This is a genomic window from Coprococcus sp. RTP31081st1_H1_RTP31081_211007 (assembly GCF_040227275.1).
GTDB classification, from domain to species: domain Bacteria; phylum Bacillota; class Clostridia; order Lachnospirales; family Lachnospiraceae; genus Coprococcus; species Coprococcus aceti.
Genome location: NZ_JBEHVP010000002.1, coordinates 451,732 through 477,119 on the forward strand (window position 1 = coordinate 451,732; position 25,388 = coordinate 477,119).

Below are 25,388 nucleotides of genomic sequence, written 5' to 3' on the forward strand. Positions count from 1 at the left end.
GCATTCTCCTTATAATTTGAAAGCAATTGAACGCTATCTACTTGCCGTCAGCGAGTCTGCTCATAATCTCAAGGCACATTCTGCCGTTGTGGTATGGGCACTTCCATGGCTCAACTATAGGACGTCCGACTCTCGGTGTTCCATCTGCATTCAGATCCCAGAACCACTCTGATCCCGGTCTCTTGTCGATAAAATATTCCTTTATGTACTCCCAGACTTTCTCGGCAGCCTCGTAATACTTCTTATCACCCGACTTTTGATAAGCATTTATAAATCCTACTATTGATTCCGCCTGAACCCACCATACTCTTACCGTGTATGGCACGCCCTTTTCACATTCTGTCAGAACTGAATGTCCATCGAAAGCAAGCTCATATATCTGCTCTGCAAGGATATCTGTTATCTTTGTAATCTTCTCTGTGTACTCTGCCTCTCCAAGCACCTCGGTCGCCCTATCCAGGAGCCATGATGTCTCAATGTCATGTCCGTATGAGTACAGATCGATCAGAGAGTTATAATCCTTATCAAAGAACACTTCCTGTCTCTTAAGCTCCGGATTGTATACCTTATCAGCAAATACATCGAGCAGCCATTTCAGGCGCTCCTTTACCTTGGAATCCTTGGATACCTTATAAAGTTCTGTGTAAGCCTCAAGTGCATGGAGCAGTGTGTTCATTGTTCTCTCTGCGAGAACACCATTCTCAGAAAGCTTATCATTTGACTCTGGCTTGAACTCTCTTGTAAATGCCTCGAGATAGCCACCTTCGTCAGTACATTTCTCTTCTATTGTATGGAAAAGCTGCAGGGCCAGGTCCAAAGCTTCCGAATCGCCGGAAGCTTCGTAATAGGCGGATAAGGCATATATACTAAATGCCTGATTGTATGTGTGTTTTGTCGTATCTTTGGGTGAACCATCGTAATTCATGGACCAATATATTCCGCCATATTCCCTGTCTATACAATATTCTTTCAGAAATTCATATCCATGAGCAGCCTCATCTAGAAGCTTCGGGTCCTTGAGTGCCTTATACGCACTTGCGAAGAACCAGGTAATTCTACTGTTAAGAATACAACCCTTCTCAGCCTTTTTATCAAGGTTGAGGTCATAATCCATATACCCATAAAATCCGCCGTACTCATCATCCCTCAGGGCCTCCCAGAATGGGATGATAGCATCTATTAATTCTTTTTGAATTTCATTTCTCATATTCATGAACTCTCTTCTTCTAATAAATTATTAACCCTTTACAGCACCCTGTGTAATACCACTGTAGATCTGTTTCTGACAGCAGATGAATACTATAAGTGCCGGTATGATCGATATGATAACACCTGCACATATCAGGTTGTACTGGCTGCCCATAGGTCCTACGAACTTGTAAAGTGAGATAGCCATTGTCTTGATCTCCGGGCTTATGAGGTAAAGGTTTGCAGCGTAGTACTCGTTATAGATTACAACGCCTTTCAGTATACAAGCAGTAACGATAGCCGGCTTGAGAAGTGGAAGTATGATCTTCCAGTAGATGGTCCAGTATGATGCACCATCCACGATAGCTGACTCGTCAAGAGATACTGATATGTTCTCCATAAACTGTATAAAGATGTAGATCGAGATAACATCTGTACCACAGCTCATGATAATGTAACCATATAAGTGATCTATGAATCTCAGATCACCCATGATGTTGTAGACTGTAACCTGCATAGCAACTGCAGGGAGCAATGATGCCACAAGGAAAAGTGTTCTGATAAAGCCGTTTCCCGGGAACTTGAATCTGTTAAGCACATATGCAAGCTGTGTTCCTATTACAACTGACACGATAAGTACGCATACCACGACTATTACTGAGTTGAGGAATGCACGTCCCATGTTGGCAGTCGTGAATGCCTTTACAAAGTTGCTGAAGTTCAGAAAGCTTTCAGGAAGTTCCATTACTGAAGTAGCCTTATACTCATCTGTTGTCTTGAAAGCTGTTGTAACACATGATATAAGAGGTACAACCGCACACAGTGAGAAGAATATGAGTACAAAGTACTTGAGGAAACCTCTTACATAATATCCAACGGTTCGTTTTTCTTTTATTGGTGCTATGCCTGGCACATCTGTCTTTCCTCTTGCCATGTTACTTGCCCCCCTTCGCAGAAGCAGCCATCTGCTTCACGTATTTCTTGGTATCTCTCTCCTGTTTCTTGCGAAGCTTCTTTGCCTTATAACTCTCATCATCTGAGCTTGAATCCTTGAAGATGTACTCAAAGAACAGCTTCTGAAGCGCAGCACATATAAGTATGATAAGGAGAAGTACAACGGCCATTGCTGAAGCAAGACCGACCTTCTGGCTTGTATGTGCTATCTTGTTCATAATGATGAAGTAAGTACCTGTTCCGTTTGCACCTGTTGTGATAACGAAAGGCTGCTCGAAAGCACTGAGTGATCCTGTTATCGCTAAAATTACATTTAATGTAACGATTGTCTTGATACTTGGCAGTATGATATATCTAAACTGCTGGAATTTATTTGCACCATCAAGCTCTGCCGCCTCATAAAGTTCTGCATCTACCGACATGATAGCTCCAATGAAGAGAACCATCATCTGTCCAAGGTATCTCCAGACCGAGGTTGAAACCAGTGTCCAGTTGTTGACACTCTGGTCTTTGAGCCAGTATGGAAGGTTGTCTAAGCTAAATCCACACAACTGAAGGATTGAGTCAAACACGAATCCTCTTGTGAAGAAGAATTTGAAAATGAAACCTACAGCGATACCACTGATAAGATAAGGGAAGAAAATAAATCCCTTGAAAAGGTTACCACCTTTTACTTTGAAACTCAGAAGAGTTGCAAGGAAAAGTGCAAGCACTAACTGTACAAGTGCTCCTACGATGTAATACAAACTGAGCTTTAATGCACCGAAACAGTCTTTTCTTGTGAATACATCGATATAATTTGCTAATCCTACGAATTCTCTCTTTTCTACAGGCGTCGTATATTTCATCTTGTAGAAACTAAATTTAACCATCTCTCCGAATGGTATATATGTAAATACTAATAGCAAAAGCAATGGGATAATTGCGAAGGCTGCGCATATTATAACCTGCTGCCCCTTCCTGCTTGACGCCCATTTACCAAAGCCGGATTGTTTTTTGTTAGCCATACTCATTCCACCGCCTTTTTATAATCATGAGCTACACTGCTGGTAGCCTGTCATCAAATACTCGTTTGATGACATTTTTCTCAAAATAAACCGGGGCGGGCAACCCCCGCCCCGGTCTGTAGCTTATTCTTACTTATTTATATTGAAATCTTTATTACTTCTCAGTAACTTCGATTCCTAATGACTCCTGAGCATCTGACCACTTCTGGTTCCACTCAGCCATGATATCGTCGAATGACATGTCGCCGTTTGCAGCATGCTCGATGATGGCCTGGATCTTGTCGTTACCACCATTGCTTACGTTAAGCTCTGACTCTGAATTGAGCTGATTGAGGTAATCCTCCTCGCCCTCAAGAGCTGGCTCGTCTGCAACGAAGTCAACACCATCGAATGAGATCTTTGACTCTGAACCAGGAACAATTGCAAGTGAATCCTCGTTGTAAGCATATCCTGACTTCTCTGTCATCCACTTAACAAATACAAGAGCTGCCTGTTTCTCATCATCTGAAGCGTTTACGTTGATACCGAAGCAGTAATCTGCACCTGATGAAGCGTACTGCTTACCATTTACTGAGATAGGGAAAGGAATGTATCCTATATCGTCTGCGTTAGGTCCGCCTGCTTCCATCTGTGGGTATGCCCATGAACCAAGTACCATACATCCGATCTCGCCGTTGTTGATCATTCCCTTACATGACTCCCAATCTGTTGTTGAGTAATCATCCTCTGTAAGTCCCTGTGATACTGCATCGTAAAGGATCTTATATACTGCATAAGCATGTGTATCGTCGCCATAGTTCTTGAATGGATCCTTTGTATGGGCTAACTTCTGGTTCTTGTATGTAGCATCGCCTGTTGCTGTGATCGCGATATAATCATCCCATGCTCCCATTGTCCAGCCTGCTGCATAGTTTGTGTAAAGTGGAATACAATCCGGATTCTTATCCTTGATTGCCTTGAGTGCCGCAATGAACTCCTCTGGTGTCTTAGGTACGTCTGTCACACCTGCATCAGCAAATACCTTCTTGTTGTATACGATACCCTGTGTTGTAGCTGCAAGAGGTACACCATATACCTGACCCTGATACAGCCATCTGTTTGAGTAATTTACAAGACTGCTCATTGTATCATAATCGCCATATGACATGAAATATGTTGAAAGGTCTGCCATGTCAACTGCTGGGATACACATTACTGTCTCGTAGTTTCCTGACTGAAGATGTGTAAGAGCATCTTCTGCATAGTTTGTATCTGTGATAACATCAACCTTGATATTTGGGTACTCCTTGTTGAAGTCCTCAAGATACTGCTTCCAGTTCTTTCCGCCGTAGTCATCTGAGTCCATATCAGTTCTGTTGTTGTAGAACTTGATCTCCGCTGAAAGATCTGTGAAGTCTGTTCCTAACTGGATGTCTGCATATGACTTGATTCCCTCAGCATCAGCTGTTGTGTCATCTGCTGAATCACTTCCTGCTGCCTCTGTGGCAGCCTTTGTTGCCTCTGTTGTGTCCTTGTTATCGCTGTCTGAGCCTCCACAACCTGCAAGTGATGCTGCCATAAGACCAGCCATTGCGATACATGCAATACGCTTTGATTTCATAGTTTTGTCCTCCTTAAAACCTTCTTTGTTTTTAACTTTATATTAAGTATACATTAATTTACTTTTTAGTCATCACTCAATTTTGTTTTTAATCACAGTATTTTGTACTTTTCGTTAATTTTACCATTATCATTATTTTTTTTCAATATCACATAGGCATTTTATCTATATATTTTTATCTTTAATTAGTATTTTATTGTTTTTTTAGCTAATTAACCACTAATTTATATCGCTTTTAGCTTGTGATGATTGTTTAATAATTGTATTATTATGGATAGGAGGTGGTTTACATGTTAGCTAAAGAATTAATTTCCTGCACTGTACTGTCAGGTTACAATATTCAGAAAGATATTGAGAACGCAAGATTCCACAGCACGTTCTTTACATATGAAGAATCAATGATTAACGATGGCCTGATTCATCTTCTGGCCAACGGCGATATTTCTTTTGCTTATTCATGCAGTTATACCTTCTCTTTCATTCCGTGTTACCATTTCTTCTATATATATGAAGGAACTCTTACAGTAACATCGGGCAACAGCAAATCATCATATTCCAAGAATACAGCCGCGCTTTTTGAGGCAGGATCAGAAATAACATACGCCACGAACGGCAAGTGTCGTTTCTACGATGCATTCATCCTCGGAGCTCCGCTTCGCCTGTATCACGAGTTTCTCCCCGAATCCATATATTATAAAAAGGACTCTGCCGGAGCCTCTGTACTCTGGAGTCATCTTTCACTGATAAGCAGACTCCAGGGGGAGTTGTCTGCCACCGATATTTTCAGAATTTCCAAATGGTTCAATGATATTCTGACCGAATTATGTGTATTTATTGAAAACTCATCCAAGAAGATGGATTGTGTGCCTTCTTATCTTTTATCGGTAAAGAATCAGATGGATACAAACTACGCCGAACCGATGTCGCTTGATGACCTCGAGGCAACTTACAGGATCAGCAGATACAGGATATGCAGAGAATTTTCATTTCACTTCGGTGAATCACCTATGCGTTATCTCAACAGTCGCAGGATCGATGCTGCCAAAAGGCTCCTTCTCACAACAGATCTGTCCGTCCACGAGGTCGGATCCCAGGTTGGAATCGAGAACACAAACCATTTTATAAATCTGTTCAAAAAAGACACCGGTACAACTCCGCTGTCTTTCAAGCAGGCTGCACCGGTGTCTATTTCCGATTTGCATTACAATTGATATGTAGTTTTATTATCGTTCTATTCTGGCAACGCTATCCTTTACCACGATTCGTCCATCCACGACAAATATGCCATCAGTATATTTTTCGTTGGATATCTTTTTTATAATCTTATGCATGGTTCTCTCTGCCATCTCCTGCATATTGATCTCGTATGTGGTCACGCCTATATCGCAGCTTCCAGGATACATGTAATTATCAAACCCCACAACGGACACATCCTCAGGAACTCTGTAGCCCGCAGCATTGAGTATCTTTATGAGCGTAGCTGCCGCAAGATCACAGTTGCACACAAACGCTGTAGGCATATTCTTTGGAAGTTTAAAACAGTTCTCCTCGTCAAACTGACCCGTCTTCACATCTCTGTCCGGAATAACCCAGTCTTCTCTGAGCGGAATATCATGCTCCAACAAAGACTTTATATAGCCCAAATATCTGTCAGTTATACTGTTCGTTGAACCTATCGTGCCAACATATGCAATATCTCTATGTCCCATATCATACAGATAATTAGTCAGCATATAGCTTCCATAGAAACTGTTTGCTATAACCGTGTCTATCGGTCTCGAATTGTCATAGTAATCCACATATTCTACAGGAACCTTGGCTGTCTTCTCCAGCTTTTCCAGGTATTCCTTACCCATGGAACCTACAACAACTATTCCATCAACCTTGTCATCCTCCAAGAGCATAGGCATCTCAGCGTTCAATACACTATCTCTGGAAACAAACTCCAGCATAGTAAAGCAGCCTCTTGCCACCGCCTTTTTGTTAAGCACCTGATATAACTGCCAATAGAACGACGGATACTTTCCAAGGTATATCTCTTGAATGAGAACACCAATATTATACTTTTTCTTTGCCGTCTTCTTTCTGATCTCAGATGGTGACTGGTATCCCATCTCATCTGCCAACTGTTTGATCTGTGCTCTGAGTTCCTCGCTGACACCCTTCTGATCTGAAAGTGCCTTTGAGACCGTCACGGTACTCACGCCAACAATGGCAGCTATGTCTCCCAATTTTACTGATTTTGCCATAACTAGTCCTTCTCACTTTATTTTTTCACGTGGTTAAATAACTTAATTTTTATTTTATTTTTAGGTTAAACTATTGTCAAGTACAAAGTGATACAGTCTGCTCATATAATCTCCACGCATAGTTTCAATGAGCATTCCGGCATTCATGAGGAGATCTCCCCCATACACTTTCTCCGTTCCGTCAAGTCTGTAATCTGCAGCCACGTCAAGCCCTAAAAGTTTTATCTTTCTACTGTGTACGTTAGGTCTTCCAAGCACCTGAACGTAAGTCACCAACGCCTCACTCTTATCCTTTGCAACAACCATCCAGCAATCATACAGTCCATTTTCCCTGTACGATGCAACCCTATAATAATCACCCTCCCTTACAAGATCATTATATTTATGATACATAGACACCTGCTCAGGGATCATCGCACGTTCTTCTTCACTTATTTTTGTGATATCGAGTTCATAGCCAAATGTTCCCGCCAGAGCCACATGTGCCCTGGTCATAAAAGGTGTACTCCTTCCAACTGTGTGATTAGGGCAATCCGACACATGGGCGCCCATGGTCGAAAGCGGATATATCAGTTCCGTTCCCTCCTGTATAGAAAGTCTCTCTATGGCATCCGTGTCATCGGAGCACCATATCTGCGGACTGTAGTAAAGCATGCCAGGGTCGAATCTTGCACCACCGCCCGAGCAGTTCTCAAGCAAAAGATCTGGGAAATCGTTAACAAGGCGCTCTTGCAGCTCATATACTCCAAGCACATACCTGTGAGCCAATTCTCCCTGCCTGTCTCCGGTGAATTCTACGCTGCCGATATCCGTGAGCTGTCTGTTCATATCCCACTTAACATACTCAATATTTGCTGATGAGATCACGTTATGCACACATTCATACACGTAGTCTCTAACTTCTTTTCTCGAGAGATCAAGCACGTACTGATTTCGCGATAATGTAGCCGTTCTCTCCGGAACCGCAAACGCCCAGTCGGGATGCTTTCTGTAAAGTTCAGAATCAGGGGAAATCATTTCAGGCTCCATCCATATTCCAAATTTCAGTCCCAGCTTATTCACCTCATCGACAAGATGTTTCAAACCGCCCTTGATCTTGTTTTCATTTACAAACCAGTCTCCAAGACTTGTGGCATCATCATTTCTATGTCCAAACCAGCCATCATCCATGACCAGCATCTCTATTCCATGTTCTGCCGCACTCTTTGCTATCGCAAGGAGCTTATCGGTATCAAAGTCAAAATATGTAGCCTCCCAGTTGTTGATGAGGACAGGTCTCTTCTGGTGAAGATATCTGCTCCTTATCATGTGGCATCTGTAAAAATCATGAAGATTTCTAGTCATCTGTCCAAGTCCATCATGGCTGTATGTAAGCACAACCTCAGGCGCTGTAAACGTCTCTCCAGGCGTGAGCCACCACTCAAAACCCTCTGAATGTATGCCCATGACTGCGCGTATGGAATCAAACTGTGATTTCTCTATCTGTGCGATGAAGTTACCCGAGTACACAAAATGCATTCCATATACATCACCCGTAGTCTGATCTGTACCCTTTGTCATCCATGCCATAAACGGATGGTCCTGGTGGGATGACTCACCGCGGAGAGAGCTTACACTCTGCTTGCCATAAGCTATCGGGCGTCTCTCGATCTGTCTCTCCCTAGCCCATGAGCCATGAAGAGTGAGCATCTCAAAATCCTCGTCATCCATGTCTATACATGCAGAATATACCTTTGTGAGCCTGATATTCCTATCACCTGCATTTTTCACGCTCACACTTCTGGTTATAACATCCTCATCCTCAAACACAGAATATATCAGGTCAACATCAATGCCACATCCCCCATCCATCATATGGACAACGAGAGTCTGAACCTCCTCTTCTCCCGCAAATGATGCCGGAAGGCCACTAATCCCCGGCTTTCCATTTACAATATCGTAATCCACAAATTTCAGATCAACGGTTCTGCTGCCATTTGCGGTCTTTACTGCAATACAACTCTCCCTGTAGTCTCCTATTCCATTTCCGGAATACTCTGTCGGAAATGTGTCCATAAATGAACATCTCTCCCTGTTATTCTTGGACGGAACAAAAGGAGCCTCACACGTTCTCAAAAACTGATCACATTTCTGCGGACGGATCTTCTGTCCATAATATATATGTCCGACAAACCCCTCTTCATCGGCGATTCCGATACGATAACTCGTGTTTCTCGTATCAAGTTCAAATATTCTGTTTGCCTCATCATATCTTATGCTCATATGTATCTATAGTCTCCTCGTTTTATTTATGGGTATCACTCTCTGCTTATGTATTCAAGAAATTCAAGTGCAAGATCCATATTCTTGGCATTCTCGCCAAATCCCACTGCAGCATCCATTTCATACCAGCCGGTATCCTTCACCCAGGAATTATCACCGATCTTTATTCCGACAGGTATCTTCTCACCCGTTTCAATAACCGTTGCATACACAAACGAATCTTTATACTTTTCTTTCAGTTCATCAGTCAGTACCTTATCAAGATCCTGCATATATCCGAACTCTCCAAAACTCATGACAAGGTCTGTGTCGGCAAAGAACACGTCCACCGCATTCGCCATAAATTTGTTCTGTATAAGCTGTAGACTATCCTGACTCATGGCATCATTCGGATCAGTTGACACGCCGATCCCTGTACTTATACTGACATATTCCTTCTCCGCATCAAGACCATTTTCACTTAGGAATTCCTCATAATACGCCTTGTCGTTCGCCGCGGATTCCTGTTGTGTAGTGTTGACCGCAAGGATGTTGAGTGCCGCAGATTCCGCCGTAAAATGTTTTACGACAAGGAATACAACTATGCCCACAACAACAAGTGCAAATAGAGCCTTCGGAGCATAATACTCCAGTATGTATTCCTTTTTCTGCTGTTTGTTCATAAGGCTGAGTTTCTGTTTCTCAGACATATGCTCATCCACATCCAAGACACTCTCCGGCTCTCGTTTCTCTTTTTCATCGGTTTTCTCATCGATGATATGTCCAGCGATACTTTTTATATTTTTCTTTTCTATTTCTCTCTCTTTTTTTATTTCTTTTTCTATTTCTATTTCTTTTTCTGGCATATAATCTCCTATACTACTCCTATACGCGTTTGCCACACACTGCCGTTACTTTATACATTGTAGCATTTTTTAGTTAATTTTTAAACAGGTTTTTAGCATTTTTAACTATATTTTACTTTTACAAAAGGGACCTCAGCCTCAAAGCCGAGATCCCTCTTGTTCAGCGCATTGGCTGGAAAGTGCATTCGTATGTTAATTTTTGTAGTATATGGAAGGAATGTTTTTATTTTTCGGCAGTAAATTCTGCCATACTTTGTGATTGTTTATTTAACAAGCTCCTGCACACATGCTTTCATCTCGTCTATCTTTGACATGGCATTTTTTAGGCTGTTTTCATTCACGCCAAAGTAGAATTTGATCTTTGGTTCATTTCCGGAAGGCCTAACCGCGAACCACGCATTATTTTCCAGCTCATAGTACAGCACGTTCGACTTTGGAAGGCCCATATTCTCCTCCTCGCCATCAAGCGGCTTGCGGATTCCGCTCACATAGTCCCTCATGCCGATAACCTTGATACCTGCAAAGGTCGTAAGTGGATGGTTTCTGAAGTTCTCCATCATCTCCTTAATCTGTGCTGCACCATCTACACCCTTTAGAGTTATCCCAAACGCACCTTCAAAGTAATAGCCATATTTGCGGTAAACCTCTTCCATGGCATTACAGATGGTTTCTCCCTGCAGCTTATAAAATGCTGCTATTTCACATAAAATGACAACGGCTGCGCAGGCGTCCTTGTCACGAGTGTAGTCTCCTACCAAACATCCAAAGCTCTCCTCCATTCCGAAGATGAACTTGTATGTGTTGTTCTTCTCAAAGAGAAGTATCTGCTCACCTATGTACTTGAATCCGGTGAGTGTCTCTATATATTTCAGTTTGTAATTCTCTGCTATCGCCTTTGTAAGATTGGTGCTGACAACCGTGTTACAGATAGCTCCGTTTGCCGGCAGCTTGCCGACTGCCTTCTGCTCGCGGCATACATATTCTGCTATCAGGGCACCTGTCATATTGGCATTGAATCGGACATATGGATATGCCGGATCATCTGCAAATTCCGTGTCCTTCCAGATTCCCGTGCTGTCCTTGACGTATATTCCAAGTCTGTCTGCATCAGGATCTGTGGCCATGATAACGTCCGCATCAACCTTCTTTGCCAGTTCTATTCCCATGGCAAATGCTGATGGTTCCTCCGGATTTGGTGACTTGACTGTGCTGAAGTCTCCGTCAGGAACAGTCTGTTCTTCTACAACATATACATGCTTGAAGCCAAGTCTCTTGAGCACTTCTCTTACAGGTACATTTCCTGTTCCATGAAGCGGTGTGTATACTATCTTGATATCGTCTGCAACCTTCGGAATGATGTCGCCGTGGATGGTCTGCTTTATGAGCGCCTGATAATAGTTCTCATCAACACTTGCAGGAACCATACAGAACAGACCGTCTGCAACCGCCTTGTCCTTGTCCATGGTCTTGACATCCTCGTATCTCTCTACATCCGCCACATGCTTCAGGATATCCTGATCCTGAGGGGATACGATCTGGCTGCCGTCCTCCCAGTACACCTTATAGCCGTTGTACTCAGGTGGATTGTGGCTTGCTGTTACCACGATTCCGGCTATACATCCAAGCTCTCTCACTGCAAATGACAGTTCAGGTGTAGGGCGGAGTGCATCAAACACATAAGTCTTTATGCCATTTGCATTGAGACACAGAGCTGATGCCTCTGTGAACTCTGCTGACATATTTCGGCAGTCATGTGCAATAACAACACCTCTCCCCGCAGCATCTGCGCCGACCTCAAGTATGTAATCTGCAAGTCCCTGTGTTGCCTTTGTAACTGTATATATATTCATTCTGTTGGTTCCGGCACCCATGATTCCGCGCATTCCGCCGGTTCCAAATTTCAGATTCTTGTAGAATCTGTCCTGGATCTCTTTGTCATCATCTGCGATACTTCTAAGCTCTTCCTTGGTCTTCTCATCAAAGCAGTCTGACTCAAGCCAGAACTTGTATTCGTCCATGTAACCCATCTTTTTTACCTCCATCTTGTAATTATTTTTAGTCGCTACCGCGATCTTCGAATCTATTTTCTGCTGACATTTATTTGCCAGCCATTTCGTTTCTTACCAATCATCCCGTTTTATGAGAACATCGCCATCACATTTGCTGCAAGCTCGTCAAGCTGCTCTGCCGCATCCTCCTGTGAGTTTCCCTTTACCCCGAGATAGAACTTGATCTTCGGCTCTGTACCTGAAGGTCTCACAAGGAACCATGCGCCATCCGCAAGCTGATAATATATCATGTTGGACTTTGGAAGCACCGCCGCCTCGGACTTGCCTGTCGCTGCGTCTGTCTCTGTTCCAAGCTTGTAGTCGTAGATTTTCTCCACGCTGTAAGTTCCGACCTTCTGCACCGGATTATCTCTCAGCGTCTGTATCATTGACTGTATCTTTGCAGCACCCTCACGTCCGTCAAACTTCATGGTCTGAACCTTCTCTTTGTAGTAACCATATTCCTGCCACAATTCAACCATTCTGTCCCACAGAGTCATGCCACGGTTCTTGTAGTATGCCGCAGCCTCACAGAGAAGCATCAGCGTTCCAACCGAGTCCTTATCCCTTGCATATGTACCAGGCAGACATCCAAATGTATCTTCAAGCCCGAACACATAATTGTGTTCACCTGTCTGCTCATAAGCCCTCATTCTCGATGCTATATTCTTAAATCCGATCAGGTTGTTGCAGTCACAGAAGGTGTTGTACTTCTTACATATCTCCTTGACCATATTGGTGATTACAACCGTTGTGACTATCGCCGGATTATCTGGGAGTCTGCCACTCTGGGCTCTCTGCATCAGCACGTAATCACATAGGATCGCACCGAACATATTTCCTGTAAATTCTTTATACTCATTATTCTTGCTGTCATATCCATACATTCCGAGTCTGTCAGCATCAGGGTCTGTGACAAGAATCAGCTCGCCGCCGACCTTCTTCGCCAGCTCAAGACTCAGGGCATACGCCTCTGCGCCCTCAGGATTTGGAGATTTCACAGTTGGGAAATTGCCATCCTGAACAGCCTGCTCCTCAACGACATGTACATCCTTGAAACCCAGCTCGCTTAGAACTCTTGTAACAGGCTTAAGGCCTGTTCCGTGAAGCGGAGAATATACGATCTTCAGATCTCCTGCCTTCTGAATCTCCTCCGGATTCATGACAAGCTTGTGAAGCTCTCCTATATATGCGTCATCGATCTCCTGACCGATCACATTCAACAGTCCTGCATCTATTGCAGCGTCCTTGTCCATAGTCTTAACCATGGAGAAATCTTCTATATTGTTGACCTCTGCAATGATCTCCTTATCCTGAGGAGATACGATCTGGGCTCCATCATCCCAGTAAACCTTATATCCGTTGTATTCCTTTGGATTGTGGCTTGCCGTTATATTCACGCCGATATTGCAGTGCAGATGTCTCACTGCAAATGAAAGCTCCGGTGTCGGGCGGAGCGCATCAAACAGATACACCTTCACGCCATTTGCACACAGGCAGAGAGCAGTTTCAAGCGCATACAGCGAAGCATTGTTTCTGTTGTCAAATGCTATAGCTGCCGACGGCTCTGATATTCCGATCTTCGCCAGGTAGTTAGCAATTCCCTGTGTTGCCATGCGAACCGTGTAAATGTTCATGCGGTTCGTTCCCGCTCCCATCACGCCTCGAAGTCCACCTGTTCCAAACTCAAGGTTTGTGTAAAATCTATCTTCAATCTCCGCTTCATTATCCTTTATGTTTACGAGCTCCTGCTTCGTAACATCATCTACCTGATCGCTGCCAAGCCACATCTCGTATCTCTGCTTTGCGTCCATCTTCTACCCCTTTCCTGACCTCACAGGCCACACAGATTTTTCCTTTTTATCTATCCACAATTTATCTTCCGTTCATTTTATTAGGCTATTTTTAGCTAATTTATTGTTATTTGTATAATATATTAAGCAGTTTTTAAATTCAATATTTAATCTTGCAATTTATATCACTTTGTTGCGCAGATGTATATTGCAGCCGTTTTATTATGGTGGTATTAACTAAAAGAATTATATTTTTTTGCAATTGACTTGTAATATAACCGACCTTTTTTATTCCTTTACAGAGGCCATTTGTGATCTGCTCAAGATCAACCTGAGCGTTGTAGCCGGATTTGTGTACAGCAAGATCACGGAGGCACAGAAGGATCAGAAGGAGCTTGTAGTTCAGGTGGCATCCAGGGATCTGAAGAGCCGAATGCCGGAGTATGAACTGATCAGGATCATCGGTATACTGATCGATAATGCGCTTGAATCGACCGCCCCATTTGGCACTGCATATCTGTACCTGGACAGCAGGCAGAACCAGATAGAAATAAGAACAAGAAACAAGGGTTCCGTCAAAACCAACGAATTCCGCCAGAATATGTTCTCACCGGGATATACCACCAAAACCGGAGACAGACATGGCCATGGTTACGGTCTCTACAACCTGAAAAAACTGACCGACAAGTACAATGGTAAAATATATCTCGACACGGTAAATACCGACCAGGGAGACTACATACAGTTCGACGTCATCGTATAATGACAGCAAAGCGCCGTCCGGTCACCAGACCAGACGGCGCTTTTTTGTATTTGCTATATATTATACTTATGCTACTCTGCCAGCTTGTTGAGCTTCTCAACAAGTGCTGTCTGGAGAGCTTCAAGCTTTGCATCTGCATCATCAAGGCTTGTTCCCTTGATTCCGTAGTACAGCTTAATCTTTGGCTCTGTTCCTGATGGACGTACACATGCCCATGCGCCATCCTCAAGGTCGTAGTAGAGAACGTTGGACTGTGGAAGTCCTGACTCTGTGACCTCTCCGGTGGCAAGATCTGTGATCGTGTTCTTCTCGTAATCACGAACCTTGAGAACCTTGAGTGTATCGATCTGAGTAAGTGACTCAGCTCTGAGTGAGGACATGATCTTGCGGATCTTCTCTGCTCCTGTAACACCCTTGAGCGTTATTGTGTAGAGGCCTTCCTTGTAATATCCGTACTTCTCATAGAGATCAAGCATGTGATCCCACAGAGTGATTCCCTGGCTCTTGCAGTATGCTGCAGCCTCGCAGAGACACATAACTGCAACCGGAGCATCCTTGTCTCTTGCGTATGTTCCAACGAGACATCCGTAGCTCTCCTCCATACCCATTACGAAATTGTATGAATTATTCTGCTCGAAGAACTTGATCTGCTCACCGATGAACTTGAAGCCTGTTAGAACCTCGATGAGGTTGACATTGTAATCTGCAGCCAGTGGATCAGCCATATTTGTGGTTACAATAGTCTTGACCATGGCCGGATTCTTTGGCATGAGACCGCATTTTGTTCTCTCTCTGAACTGGTATTCAGCGATTATAAGTCCTGACATATTTCCTGTAAACGGCATATACTTGCCTGTCTTTGTATCGAGTGCGTATATTCCAAGACGGTCTGCATCAGGATCTGTAGCGAGAACTATGTCCGCATTCTTCTCCTTTGCCAGCTTGAGGGCAAGCTCAAATGCCTTTGGATCCTCTGGGTTTGGATACTCAAGCGTTGTGAACTCAGGGTCTGGAAGCTCCTGCTCAGGAACAATGTATACGTTTTTGAAACCAAGCTCGGACAGGACTCTCTTTACAGGTACAAGACCGGTTCCGTGGAACGGTGTGTATACGATCTTGATGTTCTCTGACTGCTCCTTGATGATCTCAGGATGAATGATCTGCTTCTTGAGTTCCTCCATATACGCGTCATCTATCTCGGCACCTATGATAGTGAGAAGGCCCTTGTCAAGTGCCTCCTGCTTATCCATGGTCTTTACTGTATGGAAATCTGTTACAGCCTTAACCTCTGCGATGATCTCTCTGTCCTTTGGAGCTGTGATCTGCGCGCCATCCTCCCAGTATACCTTGTAACCGTTGTACTCTGGTGGATTATGGCTGGCTGTTATAACTATACCTGCTGTACATCCAAGCTTTCTGACTGCATATGAAAGCTCAGGTGTAGGTCTGAGTGACTCAAAGAGATATGACTTGATTCCATTTGCACACAGGCAGAGAGCTGCTTCTGCTGCAAACTCTGGAGAATACTTTCTTGAATCGTATGCTATTGCCACGCCCTTGTCCTGCGCATTCTGCTTCACAATGAAGTTTGCAAGCCCCTGTGTAGCCTTGCGGACGGTGTAGAAGTTCATTCTGTTGGTTCCCGCGCCTATCACACCTCTGAGTCCACCAGTTCCAAATACAAGATCACGATAGAATCTGTCCTCGATCTCAGCCTCATCATCAGCTATGGCTGCAAGCTCCTTCTTGGTGTCCTCATCGAAATAATCATCTGTCATCCAAAAATCATATGTGTCTCTGTAACTCATCTTTCTACTTCTCCTTCTTTTTTCTCATTTAGCATGCCCTTTTATGAACGTTCTGCTGTTTGAGCAATCACTGCTCAGCGCTTCCTATTTTCTCAGGAATTCTAGTGGATCTCCCTCAGCCAGAAAATGTGTCATGAGGTATGCTCCTCTGAGCGACACCTGTTCCTCTGACAGGATTCTTCTGACCTCACCTCGGTCTGCGAGTATGACCTGTATATCCTCTGTGCTCTCCTTGCTGTCGAGATTTGGTGTTCCTGTAACTGTTCCAAATACAGCACTGCTCATCTCATCCGTAAATCCCGGGCCCATATAAAATGGCCTTCTGTAGAGTTTTTCTCCGCCCTCATATACATCAAGGGTAAGCCCTGTCTCTTCCTTCATCTCCCTGACTGCTGCCTGCGCCGGAGTCTCATCTCCGTCCACCAGTCCTGCAGGAAGTTCATATATATACGCATCGAGTGGGTATCTGTACTGCCTTATGAGCACCAGCTTCGGCTCATCTTCCAGCTTAACTCCGTATATAACTATTCCTTCCGGTTTTATATCGTGGGTCTTTATCTTGATGTCGTTCTCTTTATTCCTTGAAGCAAAGTAATAATTGAAGTCTTTTCCAGCCGTGTCAACCGCATCTATATGATAGAGGTTGAGGAACGGATTGTCTGTGAGTTTTTGTACACCTTTGTATTTCTCTTTCACTTCATCACATCCCTTCTGTGTATTTTAATGTATTCAGCCGACCATACATTCGCAAAACCGCACGGTTCCCGTGCTCTTTCGCTGCTGCGCAGCTATTTTGCTCATTGTATGGGGCGGTGACTCTATTCGAGTCACCACAGGATAAGAACACCTGATTCTTACATGCAAGCATGTCGAATCCGCTGTTCTTATCCTGCACGGCTGAATATTTACCTTTATTCAAAATTAGCATAGTTTTTACAATATATCAAATTCTTTTTTAAGTAATTTTATCATTTTTTAGCTATTTTTAATGTTTTTTAGTATATTTGCGTCATTTTGCCATATTTTTCTATGTGATTCCTGGTTTTGATGCAACTATGTGCCTCCTGATTCTCTGTCGATACCAGTTGATATTCTGCATCTCTCAACCTGCAGTAATAAAATGTCTGTCCAGCCTCCTCTGTGTAGGTTTCAAATACTCCCGTAACGATCACCTCACTCTGGTCCGCCGGGTAATCGCCTGGATATACTGCACCTCCACCAAGTTCAAATTCAAGTCCCTGACTGCAGCATGCCAAAGCGTCGGCTATGAGACAATAATTATAATATTTGTCGGTTATTGGATAATATGATGCATAATACTTTCCTTCTATCCTTATCGTCTTGCCCTCATATTCCTCAGGTTTTGACATCATCTGATATACAGTTGCATATATAAGATCTTTTCCCATAAGAGTGAGGTCCACATCCACACCCTCAGACTTGTATTGCGCTATAACTGAGCTGTCTCCATTCACGACCTGCCCATATGTTGGTTCTGATGTCGCCTCAGTTACAGATGCGGATTCTGTCTCTGTCGTGGTTTGCATCTCTGTTGTGATCGTCGTCTCTGTTGTGGCTCCCACTGACGACTTACTTTCCTCATCACCATCGCCTGTTTTCTGATTAAGCACCTTATCCACTGCATTCTGTGTGTTCAAACGACTGCCCGCAGTCTGAGATGCTCCACCACAGCCTGTGACAGTCAGCAACATACTCAGCACCAATATTGACATAATCAATCGCTTAAATCTGTGTCTGCATCCATGCATTCTTCTATTTCTATTCATATACATATTCTTATCTCCTCATCACTTTCCCTGCTATACTGTTAAATGCAAATATAACCATATCGCATGCAACGATCGTAGATCCTACCGGTGTTGAAAATAATATAGATACCAGCATGCCGGTCAAAGTTCCCACAACTGACAATACAGCCGAATATAATACCACCGACCTGAAACTATACATAACTCTCATTGCCGAAAGTGCAGGGAATACCAGAAGCGCCGTGATGAGCAGGGAGCCCACCAGATTCATTGCAAGCACTATTTGCTTATGTGTGATAAAGAAGTAATAGAAGTGTAAAAAATTTTGCCTTTCCTATCCGATACTCAGCTCTGGTATCGGATAGGGCGGGCGGTTATTCGGGCAAGTCCACCTTGCCAACAAAAGAATAATAAATCTCAATGTCCTGCCTACGGGTCTTGTTCTCGTCATAGCTGCACTCATGCACAACGATTTTCTCTACAAACTCCCGCAACAGAGTAGGGGTAAGTTCTTCAAAGCTGGTATGCCGCCGGACAACATTCATAAACTTTTCTGCGTTCACGGTGGCTTCCTGTGCTTTGGAAAGCTCCGCTTGGATAGCAGCGGCTCTTTCTTTCAGCTCCCGTTGTTCTGCTTCATAGTCTGCCGACAGCTCTGTGAAACGCTCGTCTGATATGCGCCCGGTCACGCTGTCCTCATACAGCCGCTTGAAGATAGCGGATAACTCGGCTATGCGTTTCTCGGTGGCTTCCAGCTCCTTTTTCTTGGCGGCGTTCCTGCGCTTGCCCCCGTCCTCGTTCTGCTCAATCAAGAGCTTCATAAACCGAGCTTCATGCTTTGCCGCATAGCTTGTCACTTTCCGCAGATTGGAGAGTACGCCAGCGGTCAAGAGGTCGGTGCGGATAAAGTGCGCCGTACAGTCATGGGTGCGTTTCTTGTAGTTGCCGCAGATATAACAGTCCTGCTTGCGCTTGTCCGTCTGGTATCGCTGCTGATACATGACACTGCCGCAGTCCGCACAGAACAGTATGCCGGAGAACAAGCCCACTTCATCATAGCGGTTGGGGCGTTTGCGCTGCTTGCGAAGTTCCTGCACCCGTTCCCATGTCTGGGTGTCTATGATAGGCTCGTGGTGGTTCTCGAAAATCACTTGCTTTTCCGGGGGATTTTCTACACTGTGCTTGACTTTGTAAGAAAGTTTTTCTGTCTTGAAATTTACCAGACAGCCTGTGTATTCCTGGTTTTCAAGGATATGCACAACGGTATTGGTCGCCCACTTGCACTCATAGCCGGGGTGGTAGCGGCGGGTGCTGCCCGTCCTACGGTATTCCAGCGTCCCCGGCGTGAGGATTTGCTGCTCTGTGAGCATACGGGCTATCTTAGTCGGACCGTTCCCGGCAAGGCAGAGGTTGTATATCTGCTTGACTACGGGTGCAGCTTCCTCGTCAATAATGAAATTTTCGTCCTCGTCCATGAGGTAGCCATACACAGGCTTGCTTGTGATGGGCTTGCCACTCATGCCTTTTGAGCGTTTTACTGCTTTGATTTTCTTGCTCGTATCTCTCACCAGCCATTCGTTAAAGATATTCCGCAGCGGGGCAAAGTCATTGTCGCCTTGTGCGCTGTCCACTCCGTCATTGATAGCGATAAAGCGGACACCTTTCTGTGGGAAAATCATTTCCGTGTACATTCCCACTTGCAGGTAGTTTCGCCCTAACCTCGACATATCCTTTACGATAACTGTCCCGACTTTTCCGGCTTCAATGTCCGCAAGCATGGCTTGAAAACCGGGTCTTTGAAAGTTCGCACCAGAATAACCGTCGTCCGTGTACCAGCGCAGATTGGAAAAGCCGTTCTGCTTTGCATAGGTTTCAAGGATACGCTTCTGATTGGAAATGGAATTGCTCTCGCCTTGCAGCTCGTCCTCATGGGAAAGTCTTGGGTAAAGGGCGGTAATTGGTTGTTGGTTGGTCTGTCTTAACATAAAATCCTCCGTTTCCGACAGCCAGCCCCACTATTCCGTACCTTGATTGTACCACATGGGGCGGCTGTCTGTATAGCGGCAAAAGCGTCAAATCTGCTTCTTTATGGTCGGTCAAATCGCTGTTTTTTGTGTAGCAGCTTCCGCTTCCAGCACTTTCATCATCTTGTCGGCTGCGGTGTCGGTTGCGCCCTGCTTGAAGAAGCCGGAAACGGTAAGGACGGAGTTGCCCATGCGGATTTCCGTTACACAGTCCGGGCGGCGGTCTGTTTTGGTGGTGCTTGTCTGTTTGGTTTCTGTCATAGGCTCTCCTTTCGCTGCTTCATCAGTTGCTTTAAGCGTTCCAGCTTTTCCTGTGCGGTTTCCTTTCGGAAGTTGCTGCCCGTGAAGCGGACAGGGGCGCACATGGAAGTCAGCCTGTCATAGATACGGGCGTGGGGCGTGTCCTGCGGATGCTGCAATTCCTCCAGCGTGAGGTTGGTCGTGGCGATCAGCGGCTTGCCGCTTCGGTAACGGCTGTCAATCACGCTGTAAACCTGTTCCAGCCCGTATTCTGTCCCTCGCTCCATACCGAAATCATCAAGTATCAGCAGAGGGTAGCTGCAAAGGCGGGAAATATATTCGTTCCTGCCCTCAAAGCTGGCGGCAAGGTCATTGAGTATCGTTGCAAAGTTTGTCATGCGAACGGCAACCTCTTTTTCCATAAGGGCGTTGGCGATACAGGCGGCAAGGTAGCTTTTTCCCGTCCCCACGCCGCCCCAAAACAGGTAGCCGATATTTTCAGCCTGCATGGTTTCCCAGTTCTCCACATAAAAGCGGGCGGTTTCGGTCTGCGGGTTTCTGCCGTTGTCATGCTCAAATGTCCAGTTCCGCATAGCAGGGTCGGTAAAGCCCCGGCGTTTCAAGTCCTCCACTGTTTCAAGGTGCTTCTGTCTGCTTTCGGCGGCTTCCCGTTTTTCACGGGCTGCCCGCTGGCAGTCGCACTCTGCCGGGTGTCGGTCATGCCCTAACCATTGGGCGGTTTCTTTTGGAAAGTAGGCTTCTTTTGGCGTATGGCACTTGCCGCAGTATAAAAGCCCGTCCTCGCCTGTGTAGTCCTCCGCTTCGGCGGTAGTGGTTGTAATGTCCGTAATCATAGCTTCAATCTCGTTTTTCATAAGCTCTCGCCCTCCTTGCATGAGTAATCGGGTATGCCCTGTTTCGGGGCAGCCTTGCCTTTGGCAGTGTCCTCCTGCGCCCACTTGTAAATGGTGGCTACATGGCTGTGGTACTGCTTCCCGGTGGAAGCGATATGGCAGGAAAGCCGGTCAATATAATACTCCCACTTGTCGGGCAGCTCTGTTTTCAGCCCGGAAAGCTCTGTATCGGTCAGTATCACATTGTTGTATCTGCCATAAGCGGCGGGGGTGGGGGGTCCCGTTTCTCCCTCTCTCTCTTTTTCTATCTCTATCTCTTTCTCTAACTCTATCTCTATCTCTGGTGGACGAATGTCGGACAAATGTCCGCCTTTTGTCCGGGGCGGTAAAAGTGCCTTGTTTTCCAGCCTTGCAGCCCGTTTTCGCTCGGCTTCGGTAGAGGACTGTCCTATCATCAGCTCAATGTCGGTCATATAGAAAGCCCCGCTGTCAAGCTGCTCCACAAGCCCCAACTGCCGGAAAATCTCTAAAGCCCTCTCAACCGTCCCTATCTGGTGGCGGGTCAGTGTCGCTATCATCTGCGCTGTGTAGGGGATATACTCGTCAAGCTGCAACTTCCCGCCGTTTTTCAGCGATTTTAAGTACAGCTTCAAGAGGATATTGGAATATAAAATCCCGTCTTTCATATCTTCCAGCAGCACAATGGAGTCGCTGTCAAAAAAGTTCTCTTTCAGCTTGAGGTAGTAATATTTGCGGTTATCTGCCATTGGCGGTGTCCTCCCTGTGTTTCCATCTCTTAGAGAAATACCGGGGGCAGAGGACGATAATCGCCCGGAAGCTCTGCTTGCAGCCGTGTGTGCAGCCCCGGCAAAGGTCATTGTAGGTAATACGGTTTCGGTAGTTGAGGAAAAAGCTCCATTCCAACCGCCGCTTTTTGCTCATGCGTGGCATTTCTCGCTCCTTTCTGCCGTTTCCGCTGGTATAAGCGGATAGGTCGGTAAAAATGTAGTTTCTCGGTGTCATTTTCGGGGATTTCCTGCGCTGTGCGCCCTGTTTTGAGGTCGGGGAGTATTGCGGATAGGGGTAAGGGCATATCCCTGTTTTTGTTTGGTTTCGGTATCATTTCGGGGCGGTTTTTAACGCTCCTGTTCATGCTTTTTCTGTCGGCTCGGCTCGCCGTGGTGCATTTGGGAAAGATTGCTTTTCATGGTCTGCAATTCCCGGACACGCTCTTTATTTGCCCGGTACTCGTTGTAAAGGGCGTTCTTCTCGGCGGTAAGCTGCTCGATTTCAGCCTGCAACGATTTATAGGTGGGCAGCTTGGTAATGCCTTTTTGCCGAAAATATCTTACGGCTGCGTCTGCTATGATAAAGTCGCTTTCATGCTTTTCCCGGTAGGCTTTGCGTGCCTTATCGGTTTTCTGCTTTTTCAATCCGTCACGCACATCTCTTGTCTTGGCATAGGCAAGCACCTGTTTCTGCAAGTCCTTTTTCTCACGGATAGCCGTTTCAATGGGCTTCAGCTTGGCGGTGCTGCTGTGTAAATCCGCATTGGCAGACACAAGGGCTGCGTCCAGTTCATCCGGGGTAAAGCCGTATTGCTCCATAGCGGCAACGGTAGCCGCCATCTGTTTGAGATTATGGACAGCCGCCCAACGGTCATAGCCGATACCTTTTCCCTCGGCTCGCTTCGCCGCACGGTCAACCATTCTCTGAATGTTGCCTGCCGGGGCGATTTTCTGCGTTTTTCCTCGCTCTGTGCGGTTTGTTTCAGCGGTATGGTATTCGGGTATGGGTGCGGTCTTTTCGGCGGCTCTGTGGGCGTTCTGCTCCAAAAGGGCAAGAACGGCGGCACGGTCAAAATCATCTCCCAGTTTTCGGGCAGTAATGGGTTTCGTTCTGTCCGGGGTAAGGTAGGACAACCGCCCTCGGCTCTCTTTGACGATCACACCCTGCCGCAGAAGTAAAGCGGAAAACTCGTCAAAGGTAGTAGCTTCGCTCATGGCGTTCCGTATGGTCTGCCGTAGCTTCGCCTTGTCGGTTTCAAACTTGGTCTGCTTTACAGGCTGCCCCTCGGCTGCAAGGGTGGCATTTTCCTTGTCAAGTTTGGCTTGTCCTTTCTTCTGCGCCCAATACTCACGCTCGGTAATGCGGTTTTTACTGCCATGGAGCAGGTCGATTTGATAGAGATTTTCCCGGTGGCACATCTCCATGACCTCGGCTTTGAAGTATTCCATAGCAGCGTCCGTGCAGCGATGTTTGCACCCGGCACGGGTATCTGCCGGTCTGTCCATGTAGGGCAGCAAGGGTACTTCCTCAATACGCAGAGAATTGATAACGATATGAACATGGATATTGCCGCTGTGGTTGTGTCCGTCCGGGTGGGTGCAGACAATGGCTTGGTGTCCGGGGAAATGCTCGGCACAAAATTCCTCGCCCAATGCTTGCGCCCGGTCTACGGTCAAGCCGTTGTCCACCGCATCCCGTGGGTCAAAGCTGATAATGTAGTGGTGGTTTTTTACATCTTCCCGCTTCTGGTTCTTCCCATAGCGGAGATTGGAGCGCATACAGGCAACGGCAAAATCCTCGTCGCCGCAGTTCAGCGTGGCTATTCGATAGTCCTCCCTGAGCATGAGCCGCCCGTTTTCATCAAGGGTGGGCTTCATGGTAAACTCGTCATGTTCAAAGGTGAGGTACTGCTCGGCTGCACCGTAGTCCGCATTTTTAGAGCTGATATGCTTGAATGTTGCCAACAGCGTCACCTACCTTTCGCAAGACTTCAAACTTCAAGGCGGCAAGGTCGGAAATGGTGGCTCGCACTTCAACGGACAGCGTATTGTAGGGCGTTCCGTATTCGTTGAGGGCACGGGCGATCTGATTAAGGTTGCCGCCGATTTTTCCGTATTCGGCTATCAACTTTCCAACAGCGGACAGCAGTTCATCATTGACCGGGGAAACGGTAACGATGGGGCGAATGGTCGCCCGTGTAATGGCTTGCCGGATAAATTCGGATTGGCTCATGTCATAGTGTTTCAGCCGCTCGGTAAAGTCGGCGTATTCTTCCTCGGTCATGCGGGTTTTGACCACATGGCAGCGGTGGGGTGTGTTGTATTTTTTCTTCAAGCGTTGACCTCCTTTCTCGCCCGACAGGGCGCATGAGCAGGGTTTGGGGAAGGCACTCCCCAACAAGATTTACCAAAGGGGGCAAAACCGCAGATATGCGGATTTTGGCACCGTGGTAGAATCTTGCTCTAAAAAACTACCGCTTTCCTCGGCGGCTCTGGTTTGCGGATATACTGGCTTGCTCCACCAATATAGCGATTGCGGCGGCGTGTTCTGCCCGCTGTTCACCACTACAACGGTGAAAAGGGGGCGTTTTGGCAAACGCACGGAAAATTTTTTGTTTTCCCTGTCTGCTCCCTACAACAATCCGGCGGTGTGGTTTGCCAAAGATTTTTGAAAATGGGCGCAAAAAAAGCAGCAAACCTTTTTCAAGATTTACTGCTTATATGCCGCTGTGATGGGCGGCGGTATTAAATTGTCAGCCGTTTTTCAAATGGAATTTATCTGCAATCGCTTTCTTTTCGCTTTCCAATCCCTTTTCTGTAATCTTCCATAATCCTAACGCAATGATCTGCTATCTTTTGCATTCCGAGTTCTTCAAAAAAAGCAATTTGTATTTTCATCAGTTCTTCGCAAACAGCCAACTTCTGCTCATCCATATTGCTAATAGCAAGCCATGGGAACGCTTTATATTTCTTAGTGTCACCAATGAGAAAATTGTACCCTATCAACTCATTTTCACGGAAAACGAAATAGAATTGTGGACCTGAACCCGGAACTGACTTTTCCATAATTTGTTGCATGGTTTTCACACCGCCGTATGCAGGAAAAAAACCTATTCGCTCAAGAGCATTTAATATGTCAAGCCTTTTATCTGTGGGTATGTCTCTATAATTGATAATCTGTTCCATTTGCTCCACC

The 25,388-nt window shown here is 45.5% G+C and carries 22 protein-coding genes and 1 pseudogene; 2 read left to right on the plus strand and 21 right to left on the minus strand.

Translation table 11 applies throughout. The features are described 5' to 3' along the window. Positions 1-37: 37 nt before the first annotated feature. The 4 genes from ABUA31_RS06150 to ABUA31_RS06165 all read right to left on the minus strand — a co-directional run bounded on the left by ABUA31_RS06150 (position 38) and on the right by ABUA31_RS06165 (position 4,749). Positions 38-1,213 (minus strand): AGE family epimerase/isomerase, encoded by a 1,176-nt coding sequence (locus ABUA31_RS06150; RefSeq protein ID WP_015534704.1) that lies wholly within the window; start codon positions 1,211-1,213, stop codon positions 38-40. Positions 1,214-1,237: 24 nt separating this feature from the next. Beyond that, positions 1,238-2,122, minus strand: a complete 885-nt coding sequence (locus ABUA31_RS06155; protein WP_349818948.1) for a carbohydrate ABC transporter permease — start codon at positions 2,120-2,122, stop codon at positions 1,238-1,240. A gap of 1 nt (position 2,123) precedes the next feature. Further along, positions 2,124-3,155: a carbohydrate ABC transporter permease gene (locus tag ABUA31_RS06160; protein ID WP_055145382.1), complete on the minus strand. Its 1,032-nt coding sequence runs from the start codon at positions 3,153-3,155 to the stop codon at positions 2,124-2,126. A gap of 148 nt (positions 3,156-3,303) precedes the next feature. Then, positions 3,304-4,749: an ABC transporter substrate-binding protein gene (locus tag ABUA31_RS06165; RefSeq protein ID WP_022216160.1), complete on the minus strand. Its 1,446-nt coding sequence runs from the start codon at positions 4,747-4,749 to the stop codon at positions 3,304-3,306. Between the two features lie 290 nt (positions 4,750-5,039). On the opposite strand from ABUA31_RS06165, the gene ABUA31_RS06170 reads away from it, so the two are divergent. Continuing rightward, positions 5,040-5,960 carry a helix-turn-helix domain-containing protein gene (locus ABUA31_RS06170; RefSeq protein ID WP_055145376.1) on the plus strand — a complete coding sequence of 307 codons (921 nt, stop codon included), beginning with the start codon at positions 5,040-5,042 and terminating at the stop codon, positions 5,958-5,960. Positions 5,961-5,972: 12 nt separating this feature from the next. Here the strand turns inward: ABUA31_RS06170 and ABUA31_RS06175 are convergent, their stop codons facing one another. The 5 genes from ABUA31_RS06175 to ABUA31_RS06195 all read right to left on the minus strand — a co-directional run bounded on the left by ABUA31_RS06175 (position 5,973) and on the right by ABUA31_RS06195 (position 13,967). Then, positions 5,973-6,998: a LacI family DNA-binding transcriptional regulator gene (locus ABUA31_RS06175; protein WP_022216158.1), complete on the minus strand. Its 1,026-nt coding sequence runs from the start codon at positions 6,996-6,998 to the stop codon at positions 5,973-5,975. Positions 6,999-7,058: 60 nt separating this feature from the next. Next, on the minus strand, positions 7,059-9,260 hold the full coding sequence (locus ABUA31_RS06180; RefSeq protein ID WP_349818949.1) for an alpha-galactosidase: 2,202 nt from the start codon (positions 9,258-9,260) through the stop codon (positions 7,059-7,061). Positions 9,261-9,295: 35 nt separating this feature from the next. Continuing rightward, entirely contained in the window at positions 9,296-10,105 is an 810-nt protein-coding gene (locus ABUA31_RS06185; RefSeq protein WP_349818950.1) for a hypothetical protein, read from the minus strand. Positions 10,106-10,368: 263 nt separating this feature from the next. Continuing rightward, entirely contained in the window at positions 10,369-12,132 is a 1,764-nt protein-coding gene (locus ABUA31_RS06190) for a phospho-sugar mutase (RefSeq protein WP_349818951.1), read from the minus strand. Between the two features lie 110 nt (positions 12,133-12,242). After that, on the minus strand, positions 12,243-13,967 hold the full coding sequence (locus tag ABUA31_RS06195) for a phospho-sugar mutase (RefSeq protein ID WP_349818952.1): 1,725 nt from the start codon (positions 13,965-13,967) through the stop codon (positions 12,243-12,245). A gap of 235 nt (positions 13,968-14,202) precedes the next feature. Between ABUA31_RS06195 and ABUA31_RS06200 the strand changes: the two genes are divergently transcribed. Further along, positions 14,203-14,709 (plus strand): sensor histidine kinase, encoded by a 507-nt coding sequence (locus ABUA31_RS06200; protein WP_117875451.1) that lies wholly within the window; start codon positions 14,203-14,205, stop codon positions 14,707-14,709. A 71-nt stretch (positions 14,710-14,780) separates the two neighbouring features. On the opposite strand, the gene ABUA31_RS06205 is transcribed toward ABUA31_RS06200, so the two are convergent. The 12 genes and pseudogenes from ABUA31_RS06205 to ABUA31_RS06260 form a co-directional block, all read right to left on the minus strand. After that, on the minus strand, positions 14,781-16,517 hold the full coding sequence (locus tag ABUA31_RS06205; protein ID WP_022216152.1) for a phospho-sugar mutase: 1,737 nt from the start codon (positions 16,515-16,517) through the stop codon (positions 14,781-14,783). An 84-nt stretch (positions 16,518-16,601) separates the two neighbouring features. Continuing rightward, positions 16,602-17,213, minus strand: a complete 612-nt coding sequence (locus tag ABUA31_RS06210) for an NUDIX hydrolase (protein WP_055145352.1) — start codon at positions 17,211-17,213, stop codon at positions 16,602-16,604. 299 nt (positions 17,214-17,512) lie between these two features. Beyond that, entirely contained in the window at positions 17,513-18,304 is a 792-nt protein-coding gene (locus ABUA31_RS06215; protein ID WP_349818953.1) for a hypothetical protein, read from the minus strand. Between the two features lie 10 nt (positions 18,305-18,314). Then, positions 18,315-18,599 (minus strand): annotated as a pseudogene (locus ABUA31_RS06220) (metal ABC transporter permease); the annotation flags it as partial. Positions 18,600-18,660: 61 nt separating this feature from the next. Next, positions 18,661-20,271, minus strand: a complete 1,611-nt coding sequence (locus ABUA31_RS06225) for a recombinase family protein (RefSeq protein ID WP_023921369.1) — start codon at positions 20,269-20,271, stop codon at positions 18,661-18,663. 111 nt (positions 20,272-20,382) lie between these two features. Next, the gene (locus ABUA31_RS06230) at positions 20,383-20,571 is read right to left on the minus strand and encodes a transposon-encoded TnpW family protein (RefSeq protein ID WP_002569233.1); all 189 of its coding nucleotides are present in this window, start codon (positions 20,569-20,571) and stop codon (positions 20,383-20,385) included. Then, entirely contained in the window at positions 20,568-21,425 is an 858-nt protein-coding gene (locus tag ABUA31_RS06235; protein ID WP_349818954.1) for an ATP-binding protein, read from the minus strand. Before ABUA31_RS06235 ends, ABUA31_RS06230 begins: the two co-directional genes overlap by 4 nt. Continuing rightward, positions 21,422-22,171, minus strand: a complete 750-nt coding sequence (locus ABUA31_RS06240; RefSeq protein WP_023921371.1) for a phage replisome organizer N-terminal domain-containing protein — start codon at positions 22,169-22,171, stop codon at positions 21,422-21,424. Before ABUA31_RS06240 ends, ABUA31_RS06235 begins: the two co-directional genes overlap by 4 nt. After that, positions 22,161-22,355, minus strand: coding sequence for a hypothetical protein (locus tag ABUA31_RS06245; protein WP_081717085.1), 195 nt, complete (start codon positions 22,353-22,355; stop codon positions 22,161-22,163). Before ABUA31_RS06245 ends, ABUA31_RS06240 begins: the two co-directional genes overlap by 11 nt. A gap of 185 nt (positions 22,356-22,540) precedes the next feature. Continuing rightward, entirely contained in the window at positions 22,541-24,157 is a 1,617-nt protein-coding gene (locus ABUA31_RS06250) for a relaxase/mobilization nuclease domain-containing protein (RefSeq protein ID WP_023921372.1), read from the minus strand. Next, positions 24,129-24,527 (minus strand): plasmid mobilization protein, encoded by a 399-nt coding sequence (locus tag ABUA31_RS06255; RefSeq protein WP_023921373.1) that lies wholly within the window; start codon positions 24,525-24,527, stop codon positions 24,129-24,131. Before ABUA31_RS06255 ends, ABUA31_RS06250 begins: the two co-directional genes overlap by 29 nt. A 440-nt stretch (positions 24,528-24,967) precedes the next feature. Beyond that, complete coding sequence (locus ABUA31_RS06260) at positions 24,968-25,378, minus strand: hypothetical protein (protein WP_023921374.1); 411 nt, start codon at positions 25,376-25,378, stop codon at positions 24,968-24,970. Between the last annotated feature and the right edge of the window lie 10 nt (positions 25,379-25,388).

Coding starts and splice junctions, on each gene's coding strand:
- ABUA31_RS06150 (WP_015534704.1), bottom strand. CDS start 1,213: ATGAATATGAGAAATGAAATTCAAAAAGAATTAATAGATGCTATCATC.
- ABUA31_RS06155 (WP_349818948.1), bottom strand. CDS start 2,122: ATGGCAAGAGGAAAGACAGATGTGCCAGGCATAGCACCAATAAAAGAA.
- ABUA31_RS06160 (WP_055145382.1), bottom strand. CDS start 3,155: ATGAGTATGGCTAACAAAAAACAATCCGGCTTTGGTAAATGGGCGTCA.
- ABUA31_RS06165 (WP_022216160.1), bottom strand. CDS start 4,749: ATGAAATCAAAGCGTATTGCATGTATCGCAATGGCTGGTCTTATGGCA.
- ABUA31_RS06170 (WP_055145376.1), top strand. CDS start 5,040: ATGTTAGCTAAAGAATTAATTTCCTGCACTGTACTGTCAGGTTACAAT.
- ABUA31_RS06175 (WP_022216158.1), bottom strand. CDS start 6,998: ATGGCAAAATCAGTAAAATTGGGAGACATAGCTGCCATTGTTGGCGTG.
- ABUA31_RS06180 (WP_349818949.1), bottom strand. CDS start 9,260: ATGAGCATAAGATATGATGAGGCAAACAGAATATTTGAACTTGATACG.
- ABUA31_RS06185 (WP_349818950.1), bottom strand. CDS start 10,105: ATGCCAGAAAAAGAAATAGAAATAGAAAAAGAAATAAAAAAAGAGAGA.
- ABUA31_RS06190 (WP_349818951.1), bottom strand. CDS start 12,132: ATGGGTTACATGGACGAATACAAGTTCTGGCTTGAGTCAGACTGCTTT.
- ABUA31_RS06195 (WP_349818952.1), bottom strand. CDS start 13,967: ATGGACGCAAAGCAGAGATACGAGATGTGGCTTGGCAGCGATCAGGTA.
- ABUA31_RS06205 (WP_022216152.1), bottom strand. CDS start 16,517: ATGAGTTACAGAGACACATATGATTTTTGGATGACAGATGATTATTTC.
- ABUA31_RS06215 (WP_349818953.1), bottom strand. CDS start 18,304: ATGAATAGAAATAGAAGAATGCATGGATGCAGACACAGATTTAAGCGA.
- ABUA31_RS06225 (WP_023921369.1), bottom strand. CDS start 20,271: ATGTTAAGACAGACCAACCAACAACCAATTACCGCCCTTTACCCAAGA.
- ABUA31_RS06230 (WP_002569233.1), bottom strand. CDS start 20,571: ATGACAGAAACCAAACAGACAAGCACCACCAAAACAGACCGCCGCCCG.
- ABUA31_RS06235 (WP_349818954.1), bottom strand. CDS start 21,425: ATGAAAAACGAGATTGAAGCTATGATTACGGACATTACAACCACTACC.
- ABUA31_RS06240 (WP_023921371.1), bottom strand. CDS start 22,171: ATGGCAGATAACCGCAAATATTACTACCTCAAGCTGAAAGAGAACTTT.
- ABUA31_RS06245 (WP_081717085.1), bottom strand. CDS start 22,355: ATGCCACGCATGAGCAAAAAGCGGCGGTTGGAATGGAGCTTTTTCCTC.
- ABUA31_RS06260 (WP_023921374.1), bottom strand. CDS start 25,378: ATGGAACAGATTATCAATTATAGAGACATACCCACAGATAAAAGGCTT.